Raw genomic sequence first — 22,281 nt, forward strand, 5'->3', positions numbered from 1 at the left:
CGCTTATACCCAAGCCTCCTGAAGTCAATATGAGCAGGTTGTTTGGGTATCTAAGGGTAAGGAGCTACATATGCGCCCGTTTTTTTTGATGCCACATTTTTCTGTAAAGCATGTCTATAAATTACTGTGTTTCGGTTTGTTATTTGTCATTTATGCCTGTGTTACAAGGGCATTTGCCTCACCGTCTGGATATCAAGATAACGATATCAGCCAAGGAACCTTAGTCTATTCTACCCAAAACCAAGTTATACAAGCCTTAGCGCTGGATACACAAGTGAGCATGGATGTGTCGGGTTTGCTTAATCGTGTCACGGTTAAGCAAGTGTTTATCAATGATTCAGATCAATGGGTTAACGGGCGATATGTCTTTCCGCTACCCGAAAATGCCGCCGTTGATAGCATGCAGTTACGCATAGGTGACAAGATTATAGCGGGTAAAATCCAACCTAAGAAGCAAGCATTACAGACGTTTGAGACCGCTAAAAAACAAGGTAAACAAGCCAGTTTATTACAGCAACAGCGTCGTAACTTATTTTCATCAGATGTGGCCAATCTTGCTCCGCATGAGCAGTTAATTGTTGAGATCAGTTACCAGCAACAGGTTGAATACCGCGATGGGATGTTTAGTTTACGTTTTCCATTAGCGATTACGCCGCGTTATAACCCGCAAGGGGATCATAATAGCGAGCCGCAACAGCAAACCAGGCCGTCTAGCCATAATGAGGTGAAGCCTATAGTTCAAGCCCATTCTCAACTGATGGTTAATATGCAAGTAAACATAGATGCAGGGTTTGAATTGAACTCGCTAAACAGTCTGTATCATCCAATTAAACAGTCAAGTCATGGTCATTATTACAATGTGAGCTTTGCAGGTAAACAAATTGCCGACCGTGATTTTGTGCTGCAATGGCAAGCTAATGTTGGCGCATTACCGCAAGCGGCGACATTTTATCAAACTGGCAAAACCCATGTGACAGATAATAGTATTGACTTTACTGATGCGAAAAATGTTGCAGGGGCAGAGCAAAGACAAGCCAATCCCGTAGATAATAATTTGTACTCGTTAGTGATGTTAATGCCGCCCAGTGTCGAGGTGAGTGAGCAACATCTTATCGCCAGAGAACTGATTTTAGTTATCGACACCTCTGGGTCTATGTCTGGTCAATCGATTATTCAAGCCAAACAAGCATTACAATTTGCCCTTGCTGGGCTGCGTGATATCGACAGTTTTAATATCATTGAATTTAACAGTGACGTCAGTATGTTGTCGGCAACACCATTGCCTGCCAATAGTCGTAATATCAATCGAGCAAATCGGTTTATTCAGTCATTAGACGCTAATGGTGGCACCGAAATGCGCGGTGCATTACAAACCGCGCTGGTGGACAGTGTCCAAACACCACAAAACGATCAAACTGCTAAGCATAACGAGTCCATGTTGCGTCAGGTTATTTTTATGACAGATGGTGCTGTGGGTAATGAACATGAACTGTACCAATTGATTAGTAATCAATTAGGTGACAGTCGATTATTTACTGTTGGCATTGGCTCTGCACCTAATTCAGACTTTATGCGCCGAGCCGCCACTATGGGCCGTGGCACATTTACCTATATTGGTGATGAGGCTGAAGTGCAGCAAAAAATTGAGCAGTTGTTACATAAAATTGAGCAACCAGTGCTTACTAATATTGGTTTGTATTACCTTGATGGCAGCGTACCGGATTACTGGCCAACAACCATTAGCGACTTGTACCAAAACGAACCACTTTGGGTCAGCATTAAATCGGCATCACACCAGCAGCAACCGATTATTGTCTCAGGTAATATCAATGGTCAGTATTGGCAACAACAGCTTGATTTTGATGATAATCAAGCAGCAAAAGGCATTGATCTATTGTGGGCGAATGCGCAAATCACCTCACTCGAATTGTATAAAGACAGTAGTAATCGTCAACGTGTTGATAAACAAGTGGAAGCGTTAGGCATCCTGTATCACCTAGTGACCAGCCAAACCAGTTTAGTTGCAGTAGACGTGACACCGGTAAATCCATTAATTGATAGCCCTATTGACGTGCAATTACAGAATCATCTGCCACATGGTTTGCAAGCGGCACCATCGTCGCAAGTGCTGCCTCAAACGGGAACCGCCAGTCGCTTATGGTTATTAATCGGTTTTAGCTTATTAGGCTTGGGCTTACTGCACTATTTATGGTTAAGACAACGTTTACCAGGGCAGGTGTTAGTGATTGAATCAGATGATTAAACGGGAGCTAAATGATGCAGCGAACTATATCACCGACCAAACACTGGATTGTGATTGTGCTGATGAGCGTGCTGGGATGCGGACTATTAATACAGGGAGGTTATATGCAAGCTAAAGCCCATTTTGCGCAATTTTTGATTGAGCGTGCCTTTGAGCAAACCTTAGTGGATAACCAACCACATAAACCTTGGTCGTGGGCCGACACTCATCCCGTGGCGAAAATGCGCGTATTGCAACAGCAAACCGATGGTTTTCAGCCCTTAGGTAGCGATCTGTATGTGCTCGCTGGGGCCTCTGGGCGTAATTTGGCTTTTGGCCCGGGTTTGATGCTAGGCGGCGCTGGGTTAGGGGAGCAGGGGAATACCATTATAGCGGGTCATCGTGACAGTCACTTTATGCGTTTACAATATGTAAAATTGGGCGACATCATCGAGCTATATAGTACCGAGGGGGAGCGAGTGTTATATCAAATAACGGCCACCGAAGTGGTGCATGAAACTGACATGAAGGTGCTTGCTCCTACGGCAGAAAAACACTTAACCTTGATCACCTGTTATCCGTTTGATCAACTCTCTGGTAATGCCGAATATCGTTATATTGTTGAAGCTAAACCTATCGATACGCAGCCGTTATACAGCTAAGCTATTAGCGTCTATAAGCTTATGGTCAAGCTTGGCAAGCTTGACCCTTATGCAATGGTGATGAATGTTAAATCTAAACTTGAGTCAATAAGCTGTTGAGAGTATCTGGCTTTATCGCCCAAAAAAAAGCAGAGTCCACTATATAACTATTAGGGACTCTGCTTTTTACCTCAGACAAGCTGCGGTTAGGCTCTCATGGATTTTTCACCACGGGCTAAACCTACTACACCAGAACGTGATATTTCAATCACCTTGGTCATGTCGGTGAGCGCGTGGATAAATGCATCAATTTTATCGCTGGTGCCAACCATCTGCACGGTATAGATATTGGAAGTTACATCGACAATTTGACCACGAAAAATATCTGCAGTGCGTTTGACTTCTTCGCGTTGATCGCCTTGAGCTTTCACTTTTACTAAAGCAATTTCACGTTCAATGTGGGGTGACTCAGTAATATTAGCCACTTTCAAAATATCAATAAGCTTGTGCAATTGCTTTTCAATTTGCTCGAGAATATTGGCATCTGCAATCACGGTAATATTTAAACGTGACAAGGTTGTATCTTCAGTTGGCGCTACAGTTAAGCTTTCAATGTTGTAACCGCGCTGAGAAAATAAACCTACCACTCGTGATAATGCGCCTGGTTGGTTTTCAAGTAATACAGAAATAATACGACGCATTAGCTTTTCTCCGTCTTGGTTAGCCACATTTCGTTCATTGCACCGCCTCGAATGAGCATTGGGTATACGTGTTCAGTCTCGTCGACACTGATATCAACAAAGACTAATTTATCTTTCATTGCCAATGCTTCAGCTAGTTTTGATTCTAATTCATCAGGGTGATTGATGTTCATACCAACATGGCCATAAGCTTCGGCGATTTTGGCGAAATTAGGTACAGAGTCCATATAGGATTGCGAATGACGACCGGAATAAATCATGTCTTGCCATTGTTTTACCATGCCAAGAAAGCGGTTGTTTAAGTTAATAATTTTCACCGGAGTGTCATATTGCAGTGCGGTAGAAAGCTCCTGAATATTCATTTGGATAGAACCATCACCTGTGACGCATACTACCGTTTCCTCAGGAAACGCCATTTTAACGCCCATTGCCGCAGGCAAACCAAAGCCCATAGTGCCTAATCCACCCGAGTTAATCCAACGGCGAGGTTTATCAAAAGGGTAATACAAGGCAGCAAACATTTGATGTTGGCCGACATCTGACGCCACATAAGCATCGCCATTAGTCAGTTTGTATAAGGTTTCAATCACTTGCTGTGGTTTGATTCTGTCGCTGGTGCGATCAAATTCTAAACTTTGGCGTGAGCGCCAAATTTCAATATCGCTCCACCAAGCAGCCATAGCGGTCGCATCATTGGTGTCGTTCGTTTCATCGAGTAAATCTAACATAGCGTCTAGAATATTATCGGCAGAACCCACAATCGGAATATCGACCCGAACCGTTTTAGAAATAGATGATGGATCAATATCGATGTGCAAAATGGTTGCGTTAGGGCAATATTTTTCAACATTGTTGGTGGTGCGGTCGTCAAAACGGACCCCAATACCAAAGATTAAATCGGTATTATGCATTGCCATATTGGCTTCATATAAACCATGCATCCCCAACATGCCTAAACTTTGTTTGTGGGTGCCAGGAAATGCACCTAAGCCCATTAGGGTACTGACCACTGGGATGTTTAAGCGCTCTGCAAGCGCCAGAATTTGCGCGTCACAACCCGAAATTATCGCGCCACCACCGACATATAACACAGGTTTTTTAGCCGCTAATAAAGCTTGCAAGCCGCGACGGATTTGGCCTTTATGACCAACCGTTGTTGGATTGTATGAGCGCATTTTTACGCTGTCGGGATAAATATAATCATGCAGTATATCTGGGCTTAAGCAGTCTTTTGGCAAGTCAATTACCACAGGGCCTGGGCGACCTGTTGCTGCAATAAAGAAGGCTTTTTTGACTGTTTCAGGAATGTCTTTAGCGTCGGTTATTAAAAAGCTGTGTTTTACGATAGGACGTGAAATACCAATCATGTCACATTCTTGGAAGGCATCATTACCAATCAAATTACTCGGTACTTGACCAGACAGCACTACTAGCGGAATTGAATCCATGTACGCGGTGGCAATCCCGGTAATTGCGTTGGTTGCACCAGGGCCTGAGGTCACAAGTACCACGCCGACTTTTCCGGTAGCGCGTGCGTAGCCATCTGCCATGTGCACGGCAGCTTGCTCATGACGTACTAAGATGTGTTCGATACCAGATATTTTGTGCAGAGAATCGTAAATGTCTAACACCGAACCGCCGGGGTAACCGAAGATATGGCTGACACCTTCATCAATTAATGAGCGCACGATCATACTCGCGCCAGAAAGCTTTTCCATGAAATACATCCTTATTAAGTTACCGTATGGTAAACAGTATCTTGTATACAACGACGGTAATCGTTTTATCAATAAGCTTGAAGGATAATTCAAACTCGAAGATTGAATATTGCTGTCGTAATATTCAATGGCTGGTTTTATCGTTACTGAAGCAGTAACTTGCCTCCATCTTATGTAAATTTATTTTTACTGCAACCCCTTTGGTTAATTATTTTTGTTTGTTGAAATAGTTTCATGTTTATGATTTTTATTTAGGAGTTGAAAGCCGTGGGTGTTTATCAATAAAGCGCCGCACTATTTATACTGAAGTTAACAGCTAAATATTAGCGACTTAGCAACCTAATTAGCGGTCGAATGTGGCATTGCAGGAAGCTACTTAAGTGTATGGAGATGAAGATCGAGTTCAGCTGAGTTTCAATTCATATGTGAAAATAGCGTGTTTGATTTGTTTTACTTTTGCCGTGGTCATAACGATTTTGCTTGGTACAGTCATTTAATCGCTGCTGAGCCAGGGATTGGTGAATCAAGATTACACACTTGGATGATGGGCTATATATTGGGTGGTTTTTTTTATTACTAGTTGGATAAGTGCTGCGATTTTCTTTGCTGTTTATTGATGAATATGTGCTAAACAACAAGGCCAGAGAGTCACTGGGAAGTTACCAGATTAGTACCTTGTTCTCATCATTATTAATCAATGAGTTAAGCTAAGGGGAGGGTTGACTGTTTTGGCACTCTCATAAGAAAAAAGCCACCGATATCGATGACTTTATTTGTGGTAATACTTTATTCATTAAAGGGTCTTATTTTTCGATAAGGTACTTTGAAAAAACTGACATAGCCCGACTAATAAAATAGCGCCAAGCATCAAGGCTGCAAAAGGCACAGCGGTACCGTCATAAAAATACGCCAGCAGTGGCCCCGCAACTGCGCCAAAACCAAAGCGTAGCGTACCAATCACTGCGGTGGCAGTACCGGTTTCTTGCTTGAATTTCATTAATACAATGGCGTCGGCATTGACTGACATCACCCCTAGCGAGCCCATTAAAGGAATAAGCATTAACACGGTAAAATGATAACTTAAATCGAGTAAATTAACGGCTAGCAAGCCAGTTGCGGCAATGACTCCGAAGAATGTTGATACATGTAACATCCGTTTGGAGCCGAATCGGCTAACCACTCTAGAGTTGACAATGTTGGCGAGCATCAAGGCTCCCACATTGGTGCTAAATAAAATCGCAAACAGCGATTTATCTAAATTAAACACTTCCATGTAGATAAAAGGCGAAGCGGTTAAGTAACAAAAGAACGCAAATGAAGTTAATACACCGCTGGATAAATTCAGTTTGACGCCATTGCGAGCAAAGACTGTGTAGTAGCCGCCTAAAAAGGTCTTTTGACTACGACTGCCTAGGTCTTTATCGCTGGGCATTTTTAGTTTAAATAATACTAAGACTAATAATGTGATGGCATAACAACTTTGGCTTAAGAAGATAAGATGCCAATCGCCGAGTTCCATTATCAAACTGCCCAAAGTAGGTGCAAGTAATGGCGCTAACATCATAATAAGGCTGACATAAGACATGCCTTTGGCGGTATTGTCGCCATAAATCTCTTTAATGTAGCCAGGCACCACAACCGTGGCAGCAGCACCAATCAGAGCTTGTGCAAAACGCAATATCAAAAATTGTTCAATACTGGTACTTAATGCAATAAGTAAGCTAATAATCGTGAAGCCTAATAAGCCAAATATGACCAGTGGACGTCGGCCTATCTTATCGGCCAATGGGCCAAATATCAGCATGCCTAATGCATAGCCCGCCAGATAAATACTCAGCGATTGTTGCACTGTCGTGATGTCGGTATCAAACCCTAAGGCCAATGTAGACATCGCTGGTAAGTACATGTCGATGGCTAAAGGAGTGATGGCGACAATCGCGGCAAGCATAGGTATTAACATCGCTAAGTGGGGAATACCCGCTGATACTGGAGATGAGTTGGACTTTGATGGCGATACCACGGGAACCTCATGTGCTTTGTGCGTTTTTGCTGAAAATGGCGAAAAATTTTCGTTAGTTTACCACGCTATGGCGCATTTTCTGAGCCTGAATTTGTAATGAATAATTTAGCTAAATAGCATTTACATTAAGGCAATAGAGTGAATTCAAATAGAACAAAAATGCAACATTTTTGTCATTAAAACTTCACCTTGATTGTCTAAGTTGTTGGCATTATTTTGCATAACTTAATTCGGAACTTTAGTTTATGAAACGCTTCCCTCAAGGTAAAACGGCACTACTGGTTTCTTCAATCATGGCCACAATGTTGCTAACGGCATGCAATGGTGACGATGGACAAGCGGGGGCTCAGGGCATGGATGGCATCAATGGAGACGTTGGTTTGTCAGCCCTGGTTGCGTTAACCTCGCTTGCTGTCGGCGATGCACAATGTCCATTCGGCGGCCAGCAAATTGAAACCGGAGTAGACATCAATAGTGATGGTGTTTTAGATGCAAGTGAAGTTGATGCGGCGCAAACACAAATAATGTGTAATCAAGCCCATAATACTCTGAGCGCTGATTTAGTGGGGCGTTATCAATCAGGTGTTTATGGTCTTAGTGCCGCAGAAATTGTTGATTATCATCCGGCAAGCCAAAGCGCATTTGTCGTCAATGCTCAAAGTGGCAAAGTTGATGTGGTTGATTTATCGATGTTAACTCAAGCGCCGGTTTACGCTGAAGCCGGTTACAGTTTAAATAATCTCAGCAAAAAAACGGATTTAAATATCAGTGTCGATACTGGCTTAACTTTATTAGGCGCAGTTAACAGCGTCAGTGTATCGGGTAATTTACTCGCCGCAGCCGTTGAGCGAGCTGACGCCTTAGGTAATGCGACCCAAGGTAATGGCATTGTTGCATTTTATCGTTTATCAGACAGTGAGTTACCCCAGTACTTGTCATTTGTTGACGTTGGAGCATTACCCGACAATGTCGTGTTCAGCCCTGACGGTAGCATGTTATTAGTCGCCAACGAAGGTGAGCCAAATAGTGCTTATGACATCGACCCTGAAGGCTCTATCGCGTTAATTGCAATCACTAATGGTGTGCCTGCCACAACGGCTACCCTAATCGATTTCAATGATTTTAATGTTGGTGGTTCACGTAATGCAGAACTGAGTCCATTGATTAAGATCAATGGCCCTGGAGCGAGTGTCGCGCAAGATTTAGAGCCTGAATATATTGCCGTGTCGCCAGACAGCCAAACAGCTTATGTCAGTTTACAAGAAAATAACGCCATTGCAGTGATTGATATCAAGGCGGCAGCGGTAAAAAATATTATTGCTTTAGGGCTTAAAGACTTTGGCTTAGACGCCAATAAAATCGATGCCAGTGATAAAGATGATGCCATAAATTTACAGGCTTATGCTGGGGTGTATGGTATGTATCAGCCAGATACGATAGCCAGTTATCGCTGGAATAATACTGATTTTATTGTCACTGCCAATGAGGGGGATTCACGGGATTACGCCGGTTTTTCCGAAGAGGCTCGTGCAGCAGATCTAAGCTTAGATCCAAACCATCCACAATTTGCTGCAGTGCAAGATAAAACACAGCTTGGGCGCTTAAAAGTCACTACCAGTATGGGTGATGACAACAATGATGGCTTAATGGATAAAATTGTTGCTTATGGCGGGCGTTCATTTTCGATTTGGACTGCTGATGGCCAGCAAGTATTTGACAGCGCCGGTGATTTTGAGCGAATTACGGCTGCGATACTGGCAATGAACTTCAATAATAATAACGATGAAAACAAAGGTGATAGCCGCAGTGACGATAAAGGTCCAGAGCCAGAGGCACTCGCTCTTGGCCAAATAGGCTCACGTACTTATGCCTTTATTGGTTTAGAGCGTACCTCTGGATTTATGATTTACGATATAACTAATCCATTTGCCGTATCGTTTGTCGATTATGTCAGCAACCGTAACTTTGATGCTGATTATGTCATTGATACCGATACTGGTGAGGTTGAAGGTGATGCAACATTAGCAGGTGATTTAGGCCCAGAAGGGATGAAGTTTATTGCCAGCCAATATAGCCCGACAGGCTTGCCATTGTTACTGATTGGTAATGAAGTTAGCGGCACCACAACTGTGTATCAACTAAAATTACAGTGATGCATTGATGCTTTTTTATCATCAAAGCGAATAACCGTGTAGCGATTGTGAGTATCTAACAAGCTGAGCATAATATGCTCGGCTTTTTTTGCTGCGTATGTCCCGTCCCGAAATATGTTTATTTATCGCAGGTGAATATGTCGTAATTAATTTGAAATAAAACTATGATAACAACCTAGATTATAAGTATTGAGGTTGTTGTGGTACTGAGTCGTTTGTATGATTTTATGCCAGGTTTAGAGACCTTCTCTCGTTACGAGCGAAGCTGGCTCAAGGATGATGTTCGCGCCGGTTTGTCTGTTGCCGCGGTTGCGTTACCTGTGGCAATTGCCTATGCGCAATTAACCGGAGTGAATGCCGCGGTGGGGTTGTACTCTTGCGTGTTACCTATGATCATCTACGCTTTATTTGGCACCTCAAGACAACTTATTGTTGGTCCCGATGCGGCAACTTGTGCGGTTATTGCTGCGGTAGTGACACCTTTAGCGGCCGGCGACAGCCTTAAACATTGGCAATTAGTGATGACCATGACCGTGATGACCGGTTTTTGGTGTTTAATCGCCAGTCGATTTAAATTAGGTGTATTAGCAGACTTTTTATCAAAACCTATTCTAATGGGACTACTCAATGGTGTCGCCATTACCATTATTGTCGGCCAATTTTCAAAAATATTCGGTTTTACCTTTGATGAAAAATACTTACTTGAACGCTTAGGTGGTGCGCCAAGCTATTTGTCGCAAACCCATATTCCGACGCTATTGATGGCCATCCTTACTGTAATTGTCTACTTTGCAATGAAACGCTTTAAACCAACTTGGCCTGCGTCGATGTTTGCTATTGCCGTTGGCGCCGCTTTAGTGTGGCTTTTCCACTTAACCGACTATGATATTGCGGTGATTGGAAGCGTGGCAGGAGGAATGCCATCATTTCAAACACCAGTGTTTAATATCGGTATCGCTCGTGAGTTAGTCATGCCGGCGCTCAATTTAGCGATGGTGAGTTTTGTCAGTATGATGCTTACCGCCCGCAGCTTTGCTGCTAAAAATGGTTATGACATTGATGCCGATAAAGAATTTAAAGCCTTAGGCTTAGCCAATATTGCTTCTGCTCTCTCGCAAGGTTTTGCCGTTAGTGGCGCAGATTCTCGTACTGCTGTAAATGATGCTAATGGCGGAAAAACCCAATTAGTGTCCGTGATTGCGGCGGTATTGATCGCTATTGTGGCGGTGTTTTTAACCACGCCGTTAGAGTTTATTCCCAGTGCAGCATTGGGCGTTGTGTTAGTGATAGCCTCAATACATCTTATCGATCTGAAAGCGCTGTGGGGATTACGTTTACGCGATCGCCAAGCATTTTATTTGGCCTTAACAACTTTCTTTGCTGTTCTGTTTGTTGGCGTTATTCCCGGAATTACCCTTGCGGTGCTATTGGGATTGTTTCAGTTTTTACGAACGGTCATGCGACCAACAGATCAAGTGCTCGGGCTTGATGCCAAAGGTATTATTCGTAGCGTTGATAGCAGTGATAAAGCCGCATCTGTGCCTGGTGTGTTCATTTATCGATTTAATTCTCCACTGACTTATTTTAATGCCACCTACTTTAAACGACGTCTGCTTGAACGATTTGCTCGTCAGAATCAACAAGAAACCATTGAGTGCGTGATTATCGATGCGGTGCCATGTTTTACCCATTTAGATTTGAGCGTGATGGCCATGTTGACCGACATCAATGCATTATTGCGTAAACGCGGAGTGAGTTTGGTATTGGCAGGGCGTAAACGACAATTAATTAGTTGGTTTGAACAAACCGATATGGTGTCTGGAGAAGAAGGCATTACAATTCATTCAGACTTATATCTCGCGTTAAAGATGCACCAAAGTCATGTTGCTGCTTATGAGTCTCAACGCTTAGATGATGCTGATCAGGATGGTTCGACAGAGGTGATACTGTCACATAGCCAAATTTAACCATTAGGGTTCGCTGTTGTTGTGTGTTAGGTTTGATTAAGTTAATGAATTTAAATGCTTTTAATAAGTGTTGTTCAGAGCGTATTTATTATATAAAATCGCCAAAAATAACCAAGGTATGGCAATCATACCTTGTAATGACGCCCCCTCGAAAATCAGGCCCTTAATTTCCTTCCAGGGCCCTTGAGTAAAGTAAAAAGCGTAGTCTTTCTGTTGGATGTGGCATGTATGGTTTCGCAAGTAAGTGAAGCAATGCTGGATGTGATCGCAGATGCGTTAGTCGATAAAGGGTATATCCTCTTATCAGATATCATTCCTGATTATGTAAGTCTGGCCTTGCTTGAAAAAGTGCAAGCTCAGCGCGATATTGATTTTAAACAAGCCGCCGTTGGTCGAGGTCTTGAGCAACAAATTAATCCTGATATTCGTTCGGATAAAATTAGCTGGCTAGACAATCAAGACCCTATTGACCGTGAATATTTGTCGATGATGAGTCAACTTAAAGATGGCCTTAATCGTCGTTTGTTTATGGGGCTATTTGACTTTGAAAGTCATTACGCAGTTTATGAGCCGGGGGCATTTTATAAAAAACACCTCGATGCGCTACACGGCAGCCAAAACCGCATTCTATCGACAGTCTTTTTCTTAAATTCTGACTGGCAGGAAAACGACGGTGGTGAGTTGATTATTTATGATGAATTTGATTTAGCTCTAGAAGTGGTTAATCCTAAAATTGGAACCTTGGTGCTGTTTTTAAGTGAACGTTTCCCTCATGAAGTGAGACCGACAATGAAAACTCGCAACAGTATTGCTGGATGGTTTAGGGTTAGCCACGCTAATCATGGCTTTTAATCATATCGCTGTCAGCCTGGTGCTGTGATAAGCCCTTTTTAAGATAATCTTTTAGTCACAACAGAAAACAATGTTTTTAGAATATCAATAAAAACATTGTTGCCGTTGGCTGTATATCTATATGCAGTTAAGGTAATGTAACCTATCAACAACAGGAGCATTAACTTGAGCTGGATTAATAGACAAGATTGCTTAATTGGCGAGCATGTTATTTTAGAACCATTATCATTAGAGCATGTTGCTGGTTTAATTTTAGCTGCTAACGACGGTGAATTGTGGACCTTATGGTACACAAACATCCCCGATGCTTCGGGAATGAAAGCGTATGTCGAGTTTGCACAAGCCAGTGAAAACCGAGGCGAAGCTGTTGCATTTGCCGTGCGTGATAAAGTGTCTGGTAACATTGTTGGTAGCACTAGAATTTGTCATTGGGATCAACCCAATCGCAGACTTGAAGTTGGCTACACTTGGTATGCTAAATCCTATCAGCGTACGGCCATAAATACCGAATCTAAGTTATTAATACTCCGTTATGCTTTTAATACCTTAGACGCCATAGCGGTTGAATTTAGAACTCACAGGCATAATCTTGCCTCACGAAATGCGATTGAACGACTCGGTGCCAAGCAAGATGGCATATTACGCAATCATAAAATCTTAGCTGATGGTACTATTCGTGACACGGTCGTGTTTTCGATTCTTGAAACCGAATGGCCTCTAGTGGAACCGTTTTTAACATCTCGTTTAACGCATTATCAATCTTAACATTACCGACTAATTTCTAAACATGAAGGGAAAGAACCATGAATAAATCTGCTATGTGGATTTTTACTGTATCGGCACTTTGCGCCAGCATGACCGCACGTGCAGAAGATGCTGCAGAAAAGGCATTTACTGATGAGTTAATCGAATGTGCAGCTTATTATCAAATTAGCTCTGAAGCGATTGGTGCGATGAATGCACCACAAATGAAAGCAGTCGGAGACCGTTTAAAAACGTCTGCAGTTGATGCGGTTGCTATTGCGGGAAAGTATCGCGCGCCTGCGCAAGTTGAAAAAGATGTGATTGCCGCTAAACAACAGCAAATCGATAAATTAGCCGGCTCGAATAACTTAGGTGGACTGATGGCAAAGTACAAAGATTCTTGTAAATCCATTGTCACTGAACCACAAAAACGCTTAGATTATTGGACTATGGCGACCATGTAATGGCGTCATATTAAGTGAATATAAATAACCACGTATAGTTTTCTATCGTGGTTATTTTTTTAGCCATTGTCCTTGGGGCGTTTGGATCATATGCCCAGGTTCTGCTGCTTCAATGGCTTTTTGCGCCGCGAGTGTCGCGACTTCATCAATGCTCACGCTATGTCGTTTGGCGATTGATTGATAATAGTATTTCCGTTTAGCATTAACGGATAATACTAGCTGTTTTGCCTCAGGAGTGTCGATAATTAACCCTAAATAACCATTCGGTTGCTCACCCACTATTCTTGCTGCTTTAGCCTCTTGCAATGTCATTGACCACGCACTAGCACTCCATAATAAACTGGTTAAGCATAGGGCTGTAGCGAAAGTGAAAGTTGATTTCATCTTGATCACCTCTGCTTAAAATAACTCATCATTTTCGAGTAAACTATTGAGTTCTTTATCCACTCTAATTTTAATTTCATGCTCAATTTTTACATTTAAGTTAATCACGATAGGCTTATCGGGCGGTTCTATTTTTACTGTTGGCGTACAAGCTGATAGGCATAACGATGCCATTATGGTGCTGATACTGATTAGATAAAGCGATGAATATTTCACGTAGACGATCCTTTTATGCTGCTATTGGATTTTTGTTTCAATCTTGTTTTGTAGTTGATTGCCAATCTGGGTGCTTTTGTATAATTGAATCAGGTTTTCTTGATGAGTGTAATTGAGGTGGACAGGTCGCTCAATTCCGCGGCTGTTACCTTTAACACCCAAGTTAAGCACGGCATCTCCATTGGGCGTCATGTCAAATGTGCTCGCCAACTCAGTGTAGTTAAGATGCTCAAGTGCGGTAAATACCAATCCAAGATAGGGTTGAGATAATTCTAGTCTATCTATGGCAGGATTTCCGGCTACTTCAATTAATCCTCCAGGCTTACGCGCTGCAAGTTTGCCACCGGATATTGTCACTTTGCCATCAGTTAATTCTGCAGGGAGTACGCCATCAAATAAACCATTGGCTTTAACTCCTACTTGGGGTTGTTCTTCTAAAAACTTATCTAAACTAAGACCTTGTAATAACAAGTATCCATAAGATTTATCATGCAGTTTAAGCACAAATTCAGGTAATAGAAAACGTCCATCTAACATGTCGCCACTGGCGGTAAGATTAATGTTAGTCTCACTTAATCCGGTGACCTGTTGTAACCAGTTGGTCGGCAGTTTATTGCCATCTTTATTGAGTTCAATATTGGCATTAACATTTAAATTAGTGAGCGATAAGCCGATTTTAGCTTGCTGTAAACTGATTGCCGTTTGTGGACAGACAAGCTTACTGTGAGCAAAGTGTTTTTCATCTGCGGCCGTATTCGGCGCATCGTAAGTTTGTTGCCAGTTAAATTGGCATTGAGCAAAAACTTCACCGCCGTTAAATGTTTTATCTTGCCATTGCCCAGATAAAGACGATAACTGCTGTTCAATCTTCATCTCAAATTGACTGCTATTGTCTATTTCGCTTAAGGCGAAGCCTGCAATAAGTTTACTGTGGCCCTGAATAGTAAAGTCATTCGGCAAGGGTTGGACTTTTTGCAATGTATTTAGTGCGGTTTCAATGTCGGTATCGAATGTCCATTGTCCTGCTAGTGATAAGGGGCTTTTCTTATCCGCAAATTTAAGCAAGTGGTAGCTGCTTAAGGTAAGAGTATCGAGTTGCCATTGCTCATTACCGATTAATAGCCCTTTGGATAAGTTAAGTTGTTGAATGACATTTAACTGGTTTAGCGCAAGCAAAGGCTGGCGGCGATTGTTGCCGATCTGTTTGGTGATATCGAGTTGATTGACACGCCATGCTATGTCGTTAGTCGCTGGGGTTTGTAACCACTTGTCTAATGACGTTTGTAAAGAGTCATCTCTATGTAATCCAAGGGATAGCTTTTGGTTAAACGCCACCTCAGCTTTATTAATCACTCCCTCTATGGTTGATAATGCGTTTTTGCCTGCATGCGTTGCTTGCTGGCCAATAAGCTGACCAATTTGAATCTTGAAAGGGGCCAGATCAATTTGAGTCGTGTCTGGTTTGAACACTATGGTAGAGGTGTCATTGACCGTAAGCCCAAATGTCTCCCATTGCGCCGACGTTGTTTTGGTTTGTTTAGTTTGCTGCTGATTCTCACTGGTTACACTGCGTGAAATACTACTGTGATTAATGGCAAAGCTAGAGCTTGAATCTAACGATAGCGCGAGTTGATCTTGTTGTTGCGATATTTTACCGACTAAATGTAGTTTAGCCTCTGACAATAACAGCTGATCTAAAGCAATTTGCGGAAATAAAGCTTTAATATCAATAGTACTTGGAGCTGAAGGCGATGCTTGTAAGGCCGCCTTTTGATTTGTGCCAGTTATGGGATCTGTTATCCGAGTGTCGTCAGTGGCGAGTGTTACTGCTTGCTGTTGTTCGGTTTGGTTTATGGCGGCATGCGATGATAAAGCCATATCCAAGTCAAAATCACTGCTAAATTGTTGGTGACTATTCAATGTGGTATGGGCCAAGGTTAGCTGACTTTGCAGTAGTAATCCCTCAATGCTCAGCTTCAAGTCCGGCAGTGTTATTTGTAACGGTAACATATCATTTTGTAAGGGAATAACCGCTTCGATAGGGGAGTCAATGTGCACATCAATACGGGCCTGCTGAGAAGCCAACTTAGGCGTAAGTTGATCAACAGCATGTATTATTTGATTATCATGATCACCGGCAAATAATCTAATCAGCTTATTTCTGTCTTGTTCTGTTGGTGACAGTTGATAGTTAATGGGCTCTATGTTGAGTTTAATCGCGAACGCGTTAGTGGTTTTGTTGTCGGTTAAGGTTGTTGATATAGGGTAGTTACCCATATTTAGCATTAATTTAATTGGCTGCTGCGGCGCAAAATATACACTTGGCCACAGTGGAGAGTGCAAGGATAGTCCATCAATTGATTGTTGGCTGCTGATCTCACCGCTCATTAAGTCAACTTTACTATGGGCTGTCCACTGGCCTTTCACTGTGAGTTGTTGCTGACGGATGGGTTGCAGTATTTGTGATAACTGTTGCTGTAAGCCATTAAGCATATTATTAGCTTGTGCTTGTTGTGACTGCTGCTTGCTGTTTAATAAATGTAAATATTGATCTAATGACTCAAGCCCCTGATAACTTAAGCCCAAATCAACCAGCGTATTAAATTGCCACGCTTGTTTATCTAAGGTGGCATCAAGACTAAATAATGGAAAATCATTAAAGCGCCACAAGGTATTTAACTGACCTTCTGGAGTTAATGTGAGCTTGTCCATTTTTAACGTATTGTGCTGTGGAGCATCTTTATCCAGAAGTGGCAGCTTAATGTTAATCTCGCCTAACTCAATCATGGGTAATTTAGCCAAGTTGAGCTGCATTGACGCCGGCGATTCTTCTGTTTGTTGAGACTGACGAATAAAGAAACTGTCGCCTAAATCGACATAAACACTGTGTGTTTTGATACTAATAATGTCGTCAGCACTGATTTGTTGATTTTTAAGAATTTGCAGGCTATCTCGCAGCTCAAGGTTAAATTCTTGGATAGCGATATGACTGTCTTCCACTTTCAATACTAATCTAGGAATATAAATATGGTTAAACGACACATATTCGGCATCAAAGTTAAGCACTTCGATATGATTGTCGGCGAGTAAATTATTGAGTATTTTGACTGTAATGGGTTTGGCATTTTCGAAAATGATCCACACTAAGGCCACTGTACAAAACAGCACAAAGAGTAAGATCTTGTTAACGGTCAAAATGCGCAATAGTGACTCACTTTACGTTTGCTTGGTTAAGGGCATATGTGTTTGTTGGTCATGTATTTTTACATGACCTTGACTGTGATTACTCATCGCGACACCTTGTTGATTATAAGACATTTAGCGACATAAATTGGCTCATAAATGCTATTGCCAAAAAGAGGCTATTTAACGGTATAGCGATTAAAAAGTGAATTAGTTTAGCATGTTATTAGCAGTAGATTATTAAAATATAACACATTATTAATCTGTGGGCAGTTCAACTTTTAAGACGTACTTAGCTGCAGTTCGTGACAATTTGATGCCAGACAGAGTTTGCCAAGTGTCTTGATGCATCATGTGTGAGCGATAATGCACGAGTAAGTAACCACAAATACTGCCGCAAGCGGCGGTTAAATAATCTTGCTTATTTGATAGAAGAAGTCTTTATTAGGAGTGGAGTTATTTAGCGACTGTGTCTCTAAAAACGGTGTCTCTAAAAACTGTGTTTCTATGACGGTGTCTCTAAGACTTGTGCTGCATTTCTTAATCAAGTGTTGAACCGCTTATTTCGAGTCAATGTTCACCATAAAAGTTCAACTGTATCTGAGTCTTATGTGGTATTTATTCAATAAAAAAGGCGCATATGAGCGCCTTTTTATTGCCGATTAAGATGGCAAGCTTATGCGTTTAGCCTATCAAAGGTTCAACAACCATGTGTTGTAGTTCAATTGGGGCTATGGCATGTAGAGCATCCATTGCAGCACCCACTAAAGTGATTTTCCCTACCGATGATTCAACTAATACAGCACGCTTAATCTCGCTATATTGGCGGTTATTACGGATCAGATTTGATAACGCCATTTGCATCGGCTGCATTGATGGATTAAATGCTGCACTTTCAGCATAGCGACCACAGAAAGTGGCGCCATCCTTGGTTTCAAGAACTACAGCGGCGTTATTGTTGGTGTATGGCGCATAGCTTAGGCCCATTTGATCAATGGCTTCAATGATCATTGGGTCATCAGAATCACAATTAAACTCTTGCTGACGTTTACTTAATAGCGGCATGGTGACATCTAAGTCAGCAGGGCCAAACGCATAAGGCAAATAGTGTGCTAATGTTTTAGTTTCTTGCTCTGGCAAATGAATTCTAATCTTACTGCCATTGACTAGTTCATTCATAAATTGGCGGCAGTGGCCACAAGGGCTGAAGTTGACAATAATATCAACAATTTCTGTTTCACCGGCCAGCCAAGCGTGGCTGATTGCACTTTGTTCAGCGTGTACACTGTGAAATAGCGCTTCTCCGGGTAATTCTAAATTAGCCCCCATGTACAAGTCGCCACTGGCACCTTTTGCGATAGCGCCTACGTAGAATTCGCTGATAGGAGGGTTAGCCAGTGCAGCTGCAATAGGTAATAAATCCATTAGCACTTGTTGTTCTGGTTTGCCGCTTGCTTTTACAAGCTCAGCAAATTGAATCGCATCAATATGACCACAAAATTGCTCATGAAGTATTGGCACAAGTGCGGTAGCCAAAGGCTTGTCTAGTTGAGTAATGCTCTCTAAAAATCGATTTTGCATTCCCTTATCCTTAGATGAAATAAATTGTGTAAAGTGAAAGTTCACTATAATGATTGTAAATATTGGTATAGGGCTTTTAATAGCTTTTGTTTGTGTTCATTCTCGCTGGTTTCTTCGACCAGATTTTCGAGTTTTATCACATAATCAGCATTCGATAATCGTTGTTGACAGAAATCACGCCATTTACGAGCTTCACTGTCGCTTAATGTTTCTGGGTAATTACGGGCCCTAAAGCGAAACAACATTTCATTGATACGAGGATCATCAAACTGCAATGCTAATGCGGCTAAATTATGGGGTGCTGTATGGCAAATAATGTCCATTTTCGTTTTATCGGCATGGCTGAAAAAACCACCGCTGTAGAGCATTAAATCAGGATCAGTAATCGGTTTACGGTCTGTTTCAAGTTCAAAGACTTGGTTCAGTTTTTCACGCAATTCTGGGTGATTTTTCAGGCGTTTATATTGCTCGCGTGCAAATGCTTTATCAAACTGTAATTTTTCTGTTACCTCATCGTCAAGTAATTTTGGTGAACCGATAAACGGGCACTTATTCAGATGAATTTGTTTAAGTGGTATCGCCAGCTCGTTTTCGGCCAGATTTTGACGCGAGGTGTGCATACGATCGCTGATTTCTTGGGCTGACAAGGTTAACAAGGGAGAAATGTCCATCGCCAAATTAACGCAGATCACTGCATTTTTATTCGTTGGATGATAGGCCACTGGTGCAATCAATGTGGTACAGCCTTGCAGCGCACTAATTTTTGAACTGACATGAACCAATGGCTGCATTTTTAGCACATCAATATGATCCGCAACCGCTTGTTTACGTCTTAAGTTAAAATAATATTCATACAGTTTAGGCTGTTTTTGCTTGATTAATTTAGCCATAGCGATGGTGGCATAAACATCTGACATAGCATCATGAGCTTTTTCATGACTTAAGCCATTGGCTTGAGTGAGTAGTTCGAGCTTAAAACTCGGAGAGCCATCTTCTTTCATGGGCCAATTAATTCCGTCGGGACGAAATGCATAGCAAGCACGAACTAAATCAATAATGTCCCATCTCGAATTACCGTTTTGCCACTCGCGTGCATAAGGGTCAATAAAGTTACGATAAAAACCATAACGACTGACTTCATCATCAAATCGTAGTGAGTTGTAGCCTACAACACAGGTGTTTGGTTGACTAAATAAGCCATTGATACGTTTCATAAACTCAGCTTCAGGTATACCTTTAAGGTTAGCCAGTTGCGGGGTTATACCTGTAATGAGTATGGCTTCGGCAGCAGGTAAATAATCTGGTGCAAGTTTACAATAAAAGGTTTCAGGCTCACCAATAATGTTCAATTCTAGATCGGTTCGAATACCTGCAAATTGTGATGGTCGATCTTTACTTGGATTCGCCCCAAATGTTTCGTAATCGTGCCAAAATAGGGATGGTTGATTATCATGATTTATGTTCATTTATTTTTACTCATTTTTCTATTTAACGTCATGTAAATCATGATTAATTCCATTTTAAATCACTTTATTCAATTTCATTGAATTAGCTTTGCTATTAGGGCATCTGTGTACATGCCTGCGTACATATTTTTAATGTGTCATAAACTCTATATATCAATACTAAATATGTAAGCAGGCTCTAAAAATGTCTTTATCTGACAAACTGTTACGCTCTATAAACGGCAAACCATATTCAGGTAAATCTGAGCTTTCAGACCGCGATGGTTTAAGTGTGCGCATCAGTCATGCTGGAACCATTACCTGGTAGTATCGCTTTCGATTTCGCTCGTCGCCAGGGCGTTTAACCTTAGGTCGATACCCTGATGTCAAACTGGCTGAAGCTCGAAAATTGATACCAGAACTTAGAAACTCATTAGCGAATGATACAGATCCAAGAGTGTATTGGAAACAACGCAATACCCGAAGAAGCAGATCAACCGTTAGGTACTGTTGTGAACAATTCCTATTAAAGCAAAGTAATTCTTTAAAGCCTGGTACTGTAGCAACATATGGGTCATGTTTTAAAGTTCATTTGTTTGCTTGGTTTGAAGACCGGTTAGTAGAAGATATTACTCTGGGTGAATGGATTGATTTCTTTGGTCAAAAGTCGAAGAAGAATAGGGTAACATCTGGAGCAATTCTCAAACAGTTGAAAATAGTTTTAAATTGGTCTGTTCGGCGTCAGTTGATCCCCAACGTTGATGTGCTCCAATTAAGAGTATCTGATATTGGTTCTGCTTCAACAGTAGGCTCAATAGTCCTAACTATTTTAGAGTGCGGTAAAATAAATGGGTCCTTCTGGCTCGGTGCACTGCGGGGGTGAACAAGCGTAGTGCTTCACTACATTTGAAAATTTTAGAGGGTTGTGTTGTTGTTTTATAGCTTTGATCTCTGCCAATCAATTTTACCTAAAAAATAAACCTATTAAGCTAATGAATTAATAGTGTTTTACCCTACATTTGATGATGCACAATTACACTCAACTTTTGATCGTCTTAAACCACAACTTTTGATCGCCTAAAACTTTGTTTCTATCACTTCAGTTTGATGCTAAATATTTTGTATCAGTCATTACTTCCCCCTTTACGTGACCTGCACTGTACTTATTTACGGTTATAATGAGTTTTGAGAGCATAATAAGAATGTGTGAACAAAAAGCAGTCTAAAGGACTATGTTGAGAAAAATAGGCTGTTCTAATATTAATATTGTTTGGTTTATTTTTTACATTCGATGTTGACACTTTTAACGTGTAATTTATGTTTTTTATTTGAGTGCAAGAGTAATTAAATTACTTTATTTCAAATGTATAGGAAATGTAGGATGTTATTAATCAATAACTTAAACAGTCGGTTTTATCGGTCGAGCCGTTCAATAAGCGTTATGTGTCATCAATCTAAAGTTGTCTTTATATTCGAAAGGGTGAATTCGAATATAGGTTTTTATTTTCACCAACAACTGAAAAGGATATCAAGATGAAAAATATATCGTTAGTTTTTGTTATTATAATGTTATTTTCGCTAAATCAGACTGCCTTAGCAGAAAAATCAGGCTCCGAACCCCCACTTTTGAAAAGTAATTGCACTTTACCGGATTGGAATGGTGGGTCTGTAAATTACTATAAAACATGCACTGATATCGAAGTAAAGGATTGTACAATTCATGCTAGTTGTAAGCGAATTGATGGTTCTTATAGGAATGCAACATTTAGCTTAGGTGTGTTTTATAACAAATGTCCAACGAGCTGGGGTAGTAGGGCGTTATCTAACATTGACGGGCGCCTATGTTGCAACTGGGCGGGACAACCATCAATGTGTGGTGGCTAAAATAAAAAGGACGGGGTTATTTAATTCCAGGGTATGCTCTTGAAAATAACCCCGTCCCCTCTAACTTCGTTTGAACCAAAATTCGG

General features: G+C 41.4%; 16 protein-coding genes and 1 pseudogene. 9 read left to right on the forward strand and 8 right to left on the reverse strand.

Annotation, left to right across the window (positions count from 1 at the left end; translation table 11 throughout):
- Positions 1-70 precede the first annotated feature (70 nt).
- On the forward strand, positions 71-2,263 hold the full coding sequence (locus tag H5185_RS07960) for a marine proteobacterial sortase target protein (protein WP_182741771.1): 2,193 nt from the start codon (positions 71-73) through the stop codon (positions 2,261-2,263).
- Positions 2,264-2,325: 62 nt separating this feature from the next.
- A complete protein-coding gene (locus H5185_RS07965; RefSeq protein WP_259396190.1) occupies positions 2,326-2,904 on the forward strand; it encodes a class GN sortase in 579 nt (192 codons plus the stop codon).
- 185 nt (positions 2,905-3,089) lie between these two features.
- Here H5185_RS07965 and ilvN read toward each other — a convergent pair whose 3' ends face one another.
- The 3 genes from ilvN to H5185_RS07980 form a co-directional block, all read right to left on the reverse strand.
- Complete coding sequence (gene ilvN, locus H5185_RS07970; RefSeq protein WP_182723813.1) at positions 3,090-3,584, reverse strand: acetolactate synthase small subunit; 495 nt, start codon at positions 3,582-3,584, stop codon at positions 3,090-3,092.
- Positions 3,584-5,302: an acetolactate synthase 3 large subunit gene (locus H5185_RS07975; RefSeq protein WP_182698765.1), complete on the reverse strand. Its 1,719-nt coding sequence runs from the start codon at positions 5,300-5,302 to the stop codon at positions 3,584-3,586. Before H5185_RS07975 ends, ilvN begins: the two co-directional genes overlap by 1 nt.
- Positions 5,303-6,095: 793 nt before the next feature.
- A complete protein-coding gene (locus H5185_RS07980) occupies positions 6,096-7,262 on the reverse strand; it encodes a multidrug effflux MFS transporter (protein WP_124018442.1) in 1,167 nt (388 codons plus the stop codon).
- A gap of 305 nt (positions 7,263-7,567) precedes the next feature.
- Between H5185_RS07980 and H5185_RS07985 the strand changes: the two genes are divergently transcribed.
- From H5185_RS07985 to H5185_RS08005, 5 genes are all read left to right on the forward strand, one after another.
- Positions 7,568-9,475, forward strand: a complete 1,908-nt coding sequence (locus H5185_RS07985; protein WP_182741772.1) for a choice-of-anchor I family protein — start codon at positions 7,568-7,570, stop codon at positions 9,473-9,475.
- A 227-nt stretch (positions 9,476-9,702) separates the two neighbouring features.
- On the forward strand, positions 9,703-11,442 hold the full coding sequence (locus H5185_RS07990; RefSeq protein ID WP_182741777.1) for a SulP family inorganic anion transporter: 1,740 nt from the start codon (positions 9,703-9,705) through the stop codon (positions 11,440-11,442).
- 228 nt (positions 11,443-11,670) lie between these two features.
- A complete protein-coding gene (locus H5185_RS07995) occupies positions 11,671-12,294 on the forward strand; it encodes a 2OG-Fe(II) oxygenase (protein WP_182741773.1) in 624 nt (207 codons plus the stop codon).
- Between the two features lie 174 nt (positions 12,295-12,468).
- On the forward strand, positions 12,469-13,059 hold the full coding sequence (locus H5185_RS08000; protein WP_182741778.1) for a GNAT family N-acetyltransferase: 591 nt from the start codon (positions 12,469-12,471) through the stop codon (positions 13,057-13,059).
- 53 nt (positions 13,060-13,112) lie between these two features.
- Entirely contained in the window at positions 13,113-13,502 is a 390-nt protein-coding gene (locus H5185_RS08005; protein WP_165870201.1) for a hypothetical protein, read from the forward strand.
- A 51-nt stretch (positions 13,503-13,553) separates the two neighbouring features.
- Here the strand turns inward: H5185_RS08005 and H5185_RS08010 are convergent, their stop codons facing one another.
- The 5 genes from H5185_RS08010 to sbcB all read right to left on the reverse strand — a co-directional run bounded on the left by H5185_RS08010 (position 13,554) and on the right by sbcB (position 20,332).
- Positions 13,554-13,886 carry a YdbL family protein gene (locus H5185_RS08010; protein WP_182698761.1) on the reverse strand — a complete coding sequence of 111 codons (333 nt, stop codon included), beginning with the start codon at positions 13,884-13,886 and terminating at the stop codon, positions 13,554-13,556.
- Between the two features lie 15 nt (positions 13,887-13,901).
- On the reverse strand, positions 13,902-14,060 hold the full coding sequence (locus H5185_RS08015) for a YnbE family lipoprotein (RefSeq protein WP_182741779.1): 159 nt from the start codon (positions 14,058-14,060) through the stop codon (positions 13,902-13,904).
- Between the two features lie 63 nt (positions 14,061-14,123).
- Positions 14,124-17,306 (reverse strand): YdbH domain-containing protein, encoded by a 3,183-nt coding sequence (locus tag H5185_RS08020; protein ID WP_182741774.1) that lies wholly within the window; start codon positions 17,304-17,306, stop codon positions 14,124-14,126.
- A 663-nt stretch (positions 17,307-17,969) separates the two neighbouring features.
- Positions 17,970-18,866 carry a cytidine deaminase gene (gene cdd / locus H5185_RS08025; RefSeq protein ID WP_124018439.1) on the reverse strand — a complete coding sequence of 299 codons (897 nt, stop codon included), beginning with the start codon at positions 18,864-18,866 and terminating at the stop codon, positions 17,970-17,972.
- Positions 18,867-18,910: 44 nt separating this feature from the next.
- Positions 18,911-20,332, reverse strand: coding sequence for an exodeoxyribonuclease I (gene sbcB / locus H5185_RS08030; protein WP_182741775.1), 1,422 nt, complete (start codon positions 20,330-20,332; stop codon positions 18,911-18,913).
- A gap of 184 nt (positions 20,333-20,516) precedes the next feature.
- On the opposite strand from sbcB, the gene H5185_RS22910 reads away from it, so the two are divergent.
- Positions 20,517-20,639 (forward strand): Arm DNA-binding domain-containing protein, encoded by a 123-nt coding sequence (locus tag H5185_RS22910; RefSeq protein ID WP_235781860.1) that lies wholly within the window; start codon positions 20,517-20,519, stop codon positions 20,637-20,639.
- 12 nt (positions 20,640-20,651) lie between these two features.
- A pseudogene (locus tag H5185_RS08035) lies at positions 20,652-21,194 on the forward strand (integrase arm-type DNA-binding domain-containing protein); the annotation flags it as partial.
- Positions 21,195-22,281: the final 1,087 nt, after the last annotated feature.

The sequence above is a fragment of the Shewanella sp. SG44-6 genome, assembly GCF_014164185.1.
GTDB classification, from domain to species: domain Bacteria; phylum Pseudomonadota; class Gammaproteobacteria; order Enterobacterales; family Shewanellaceae; genus Shewanella; species Shewanella vesiculosa.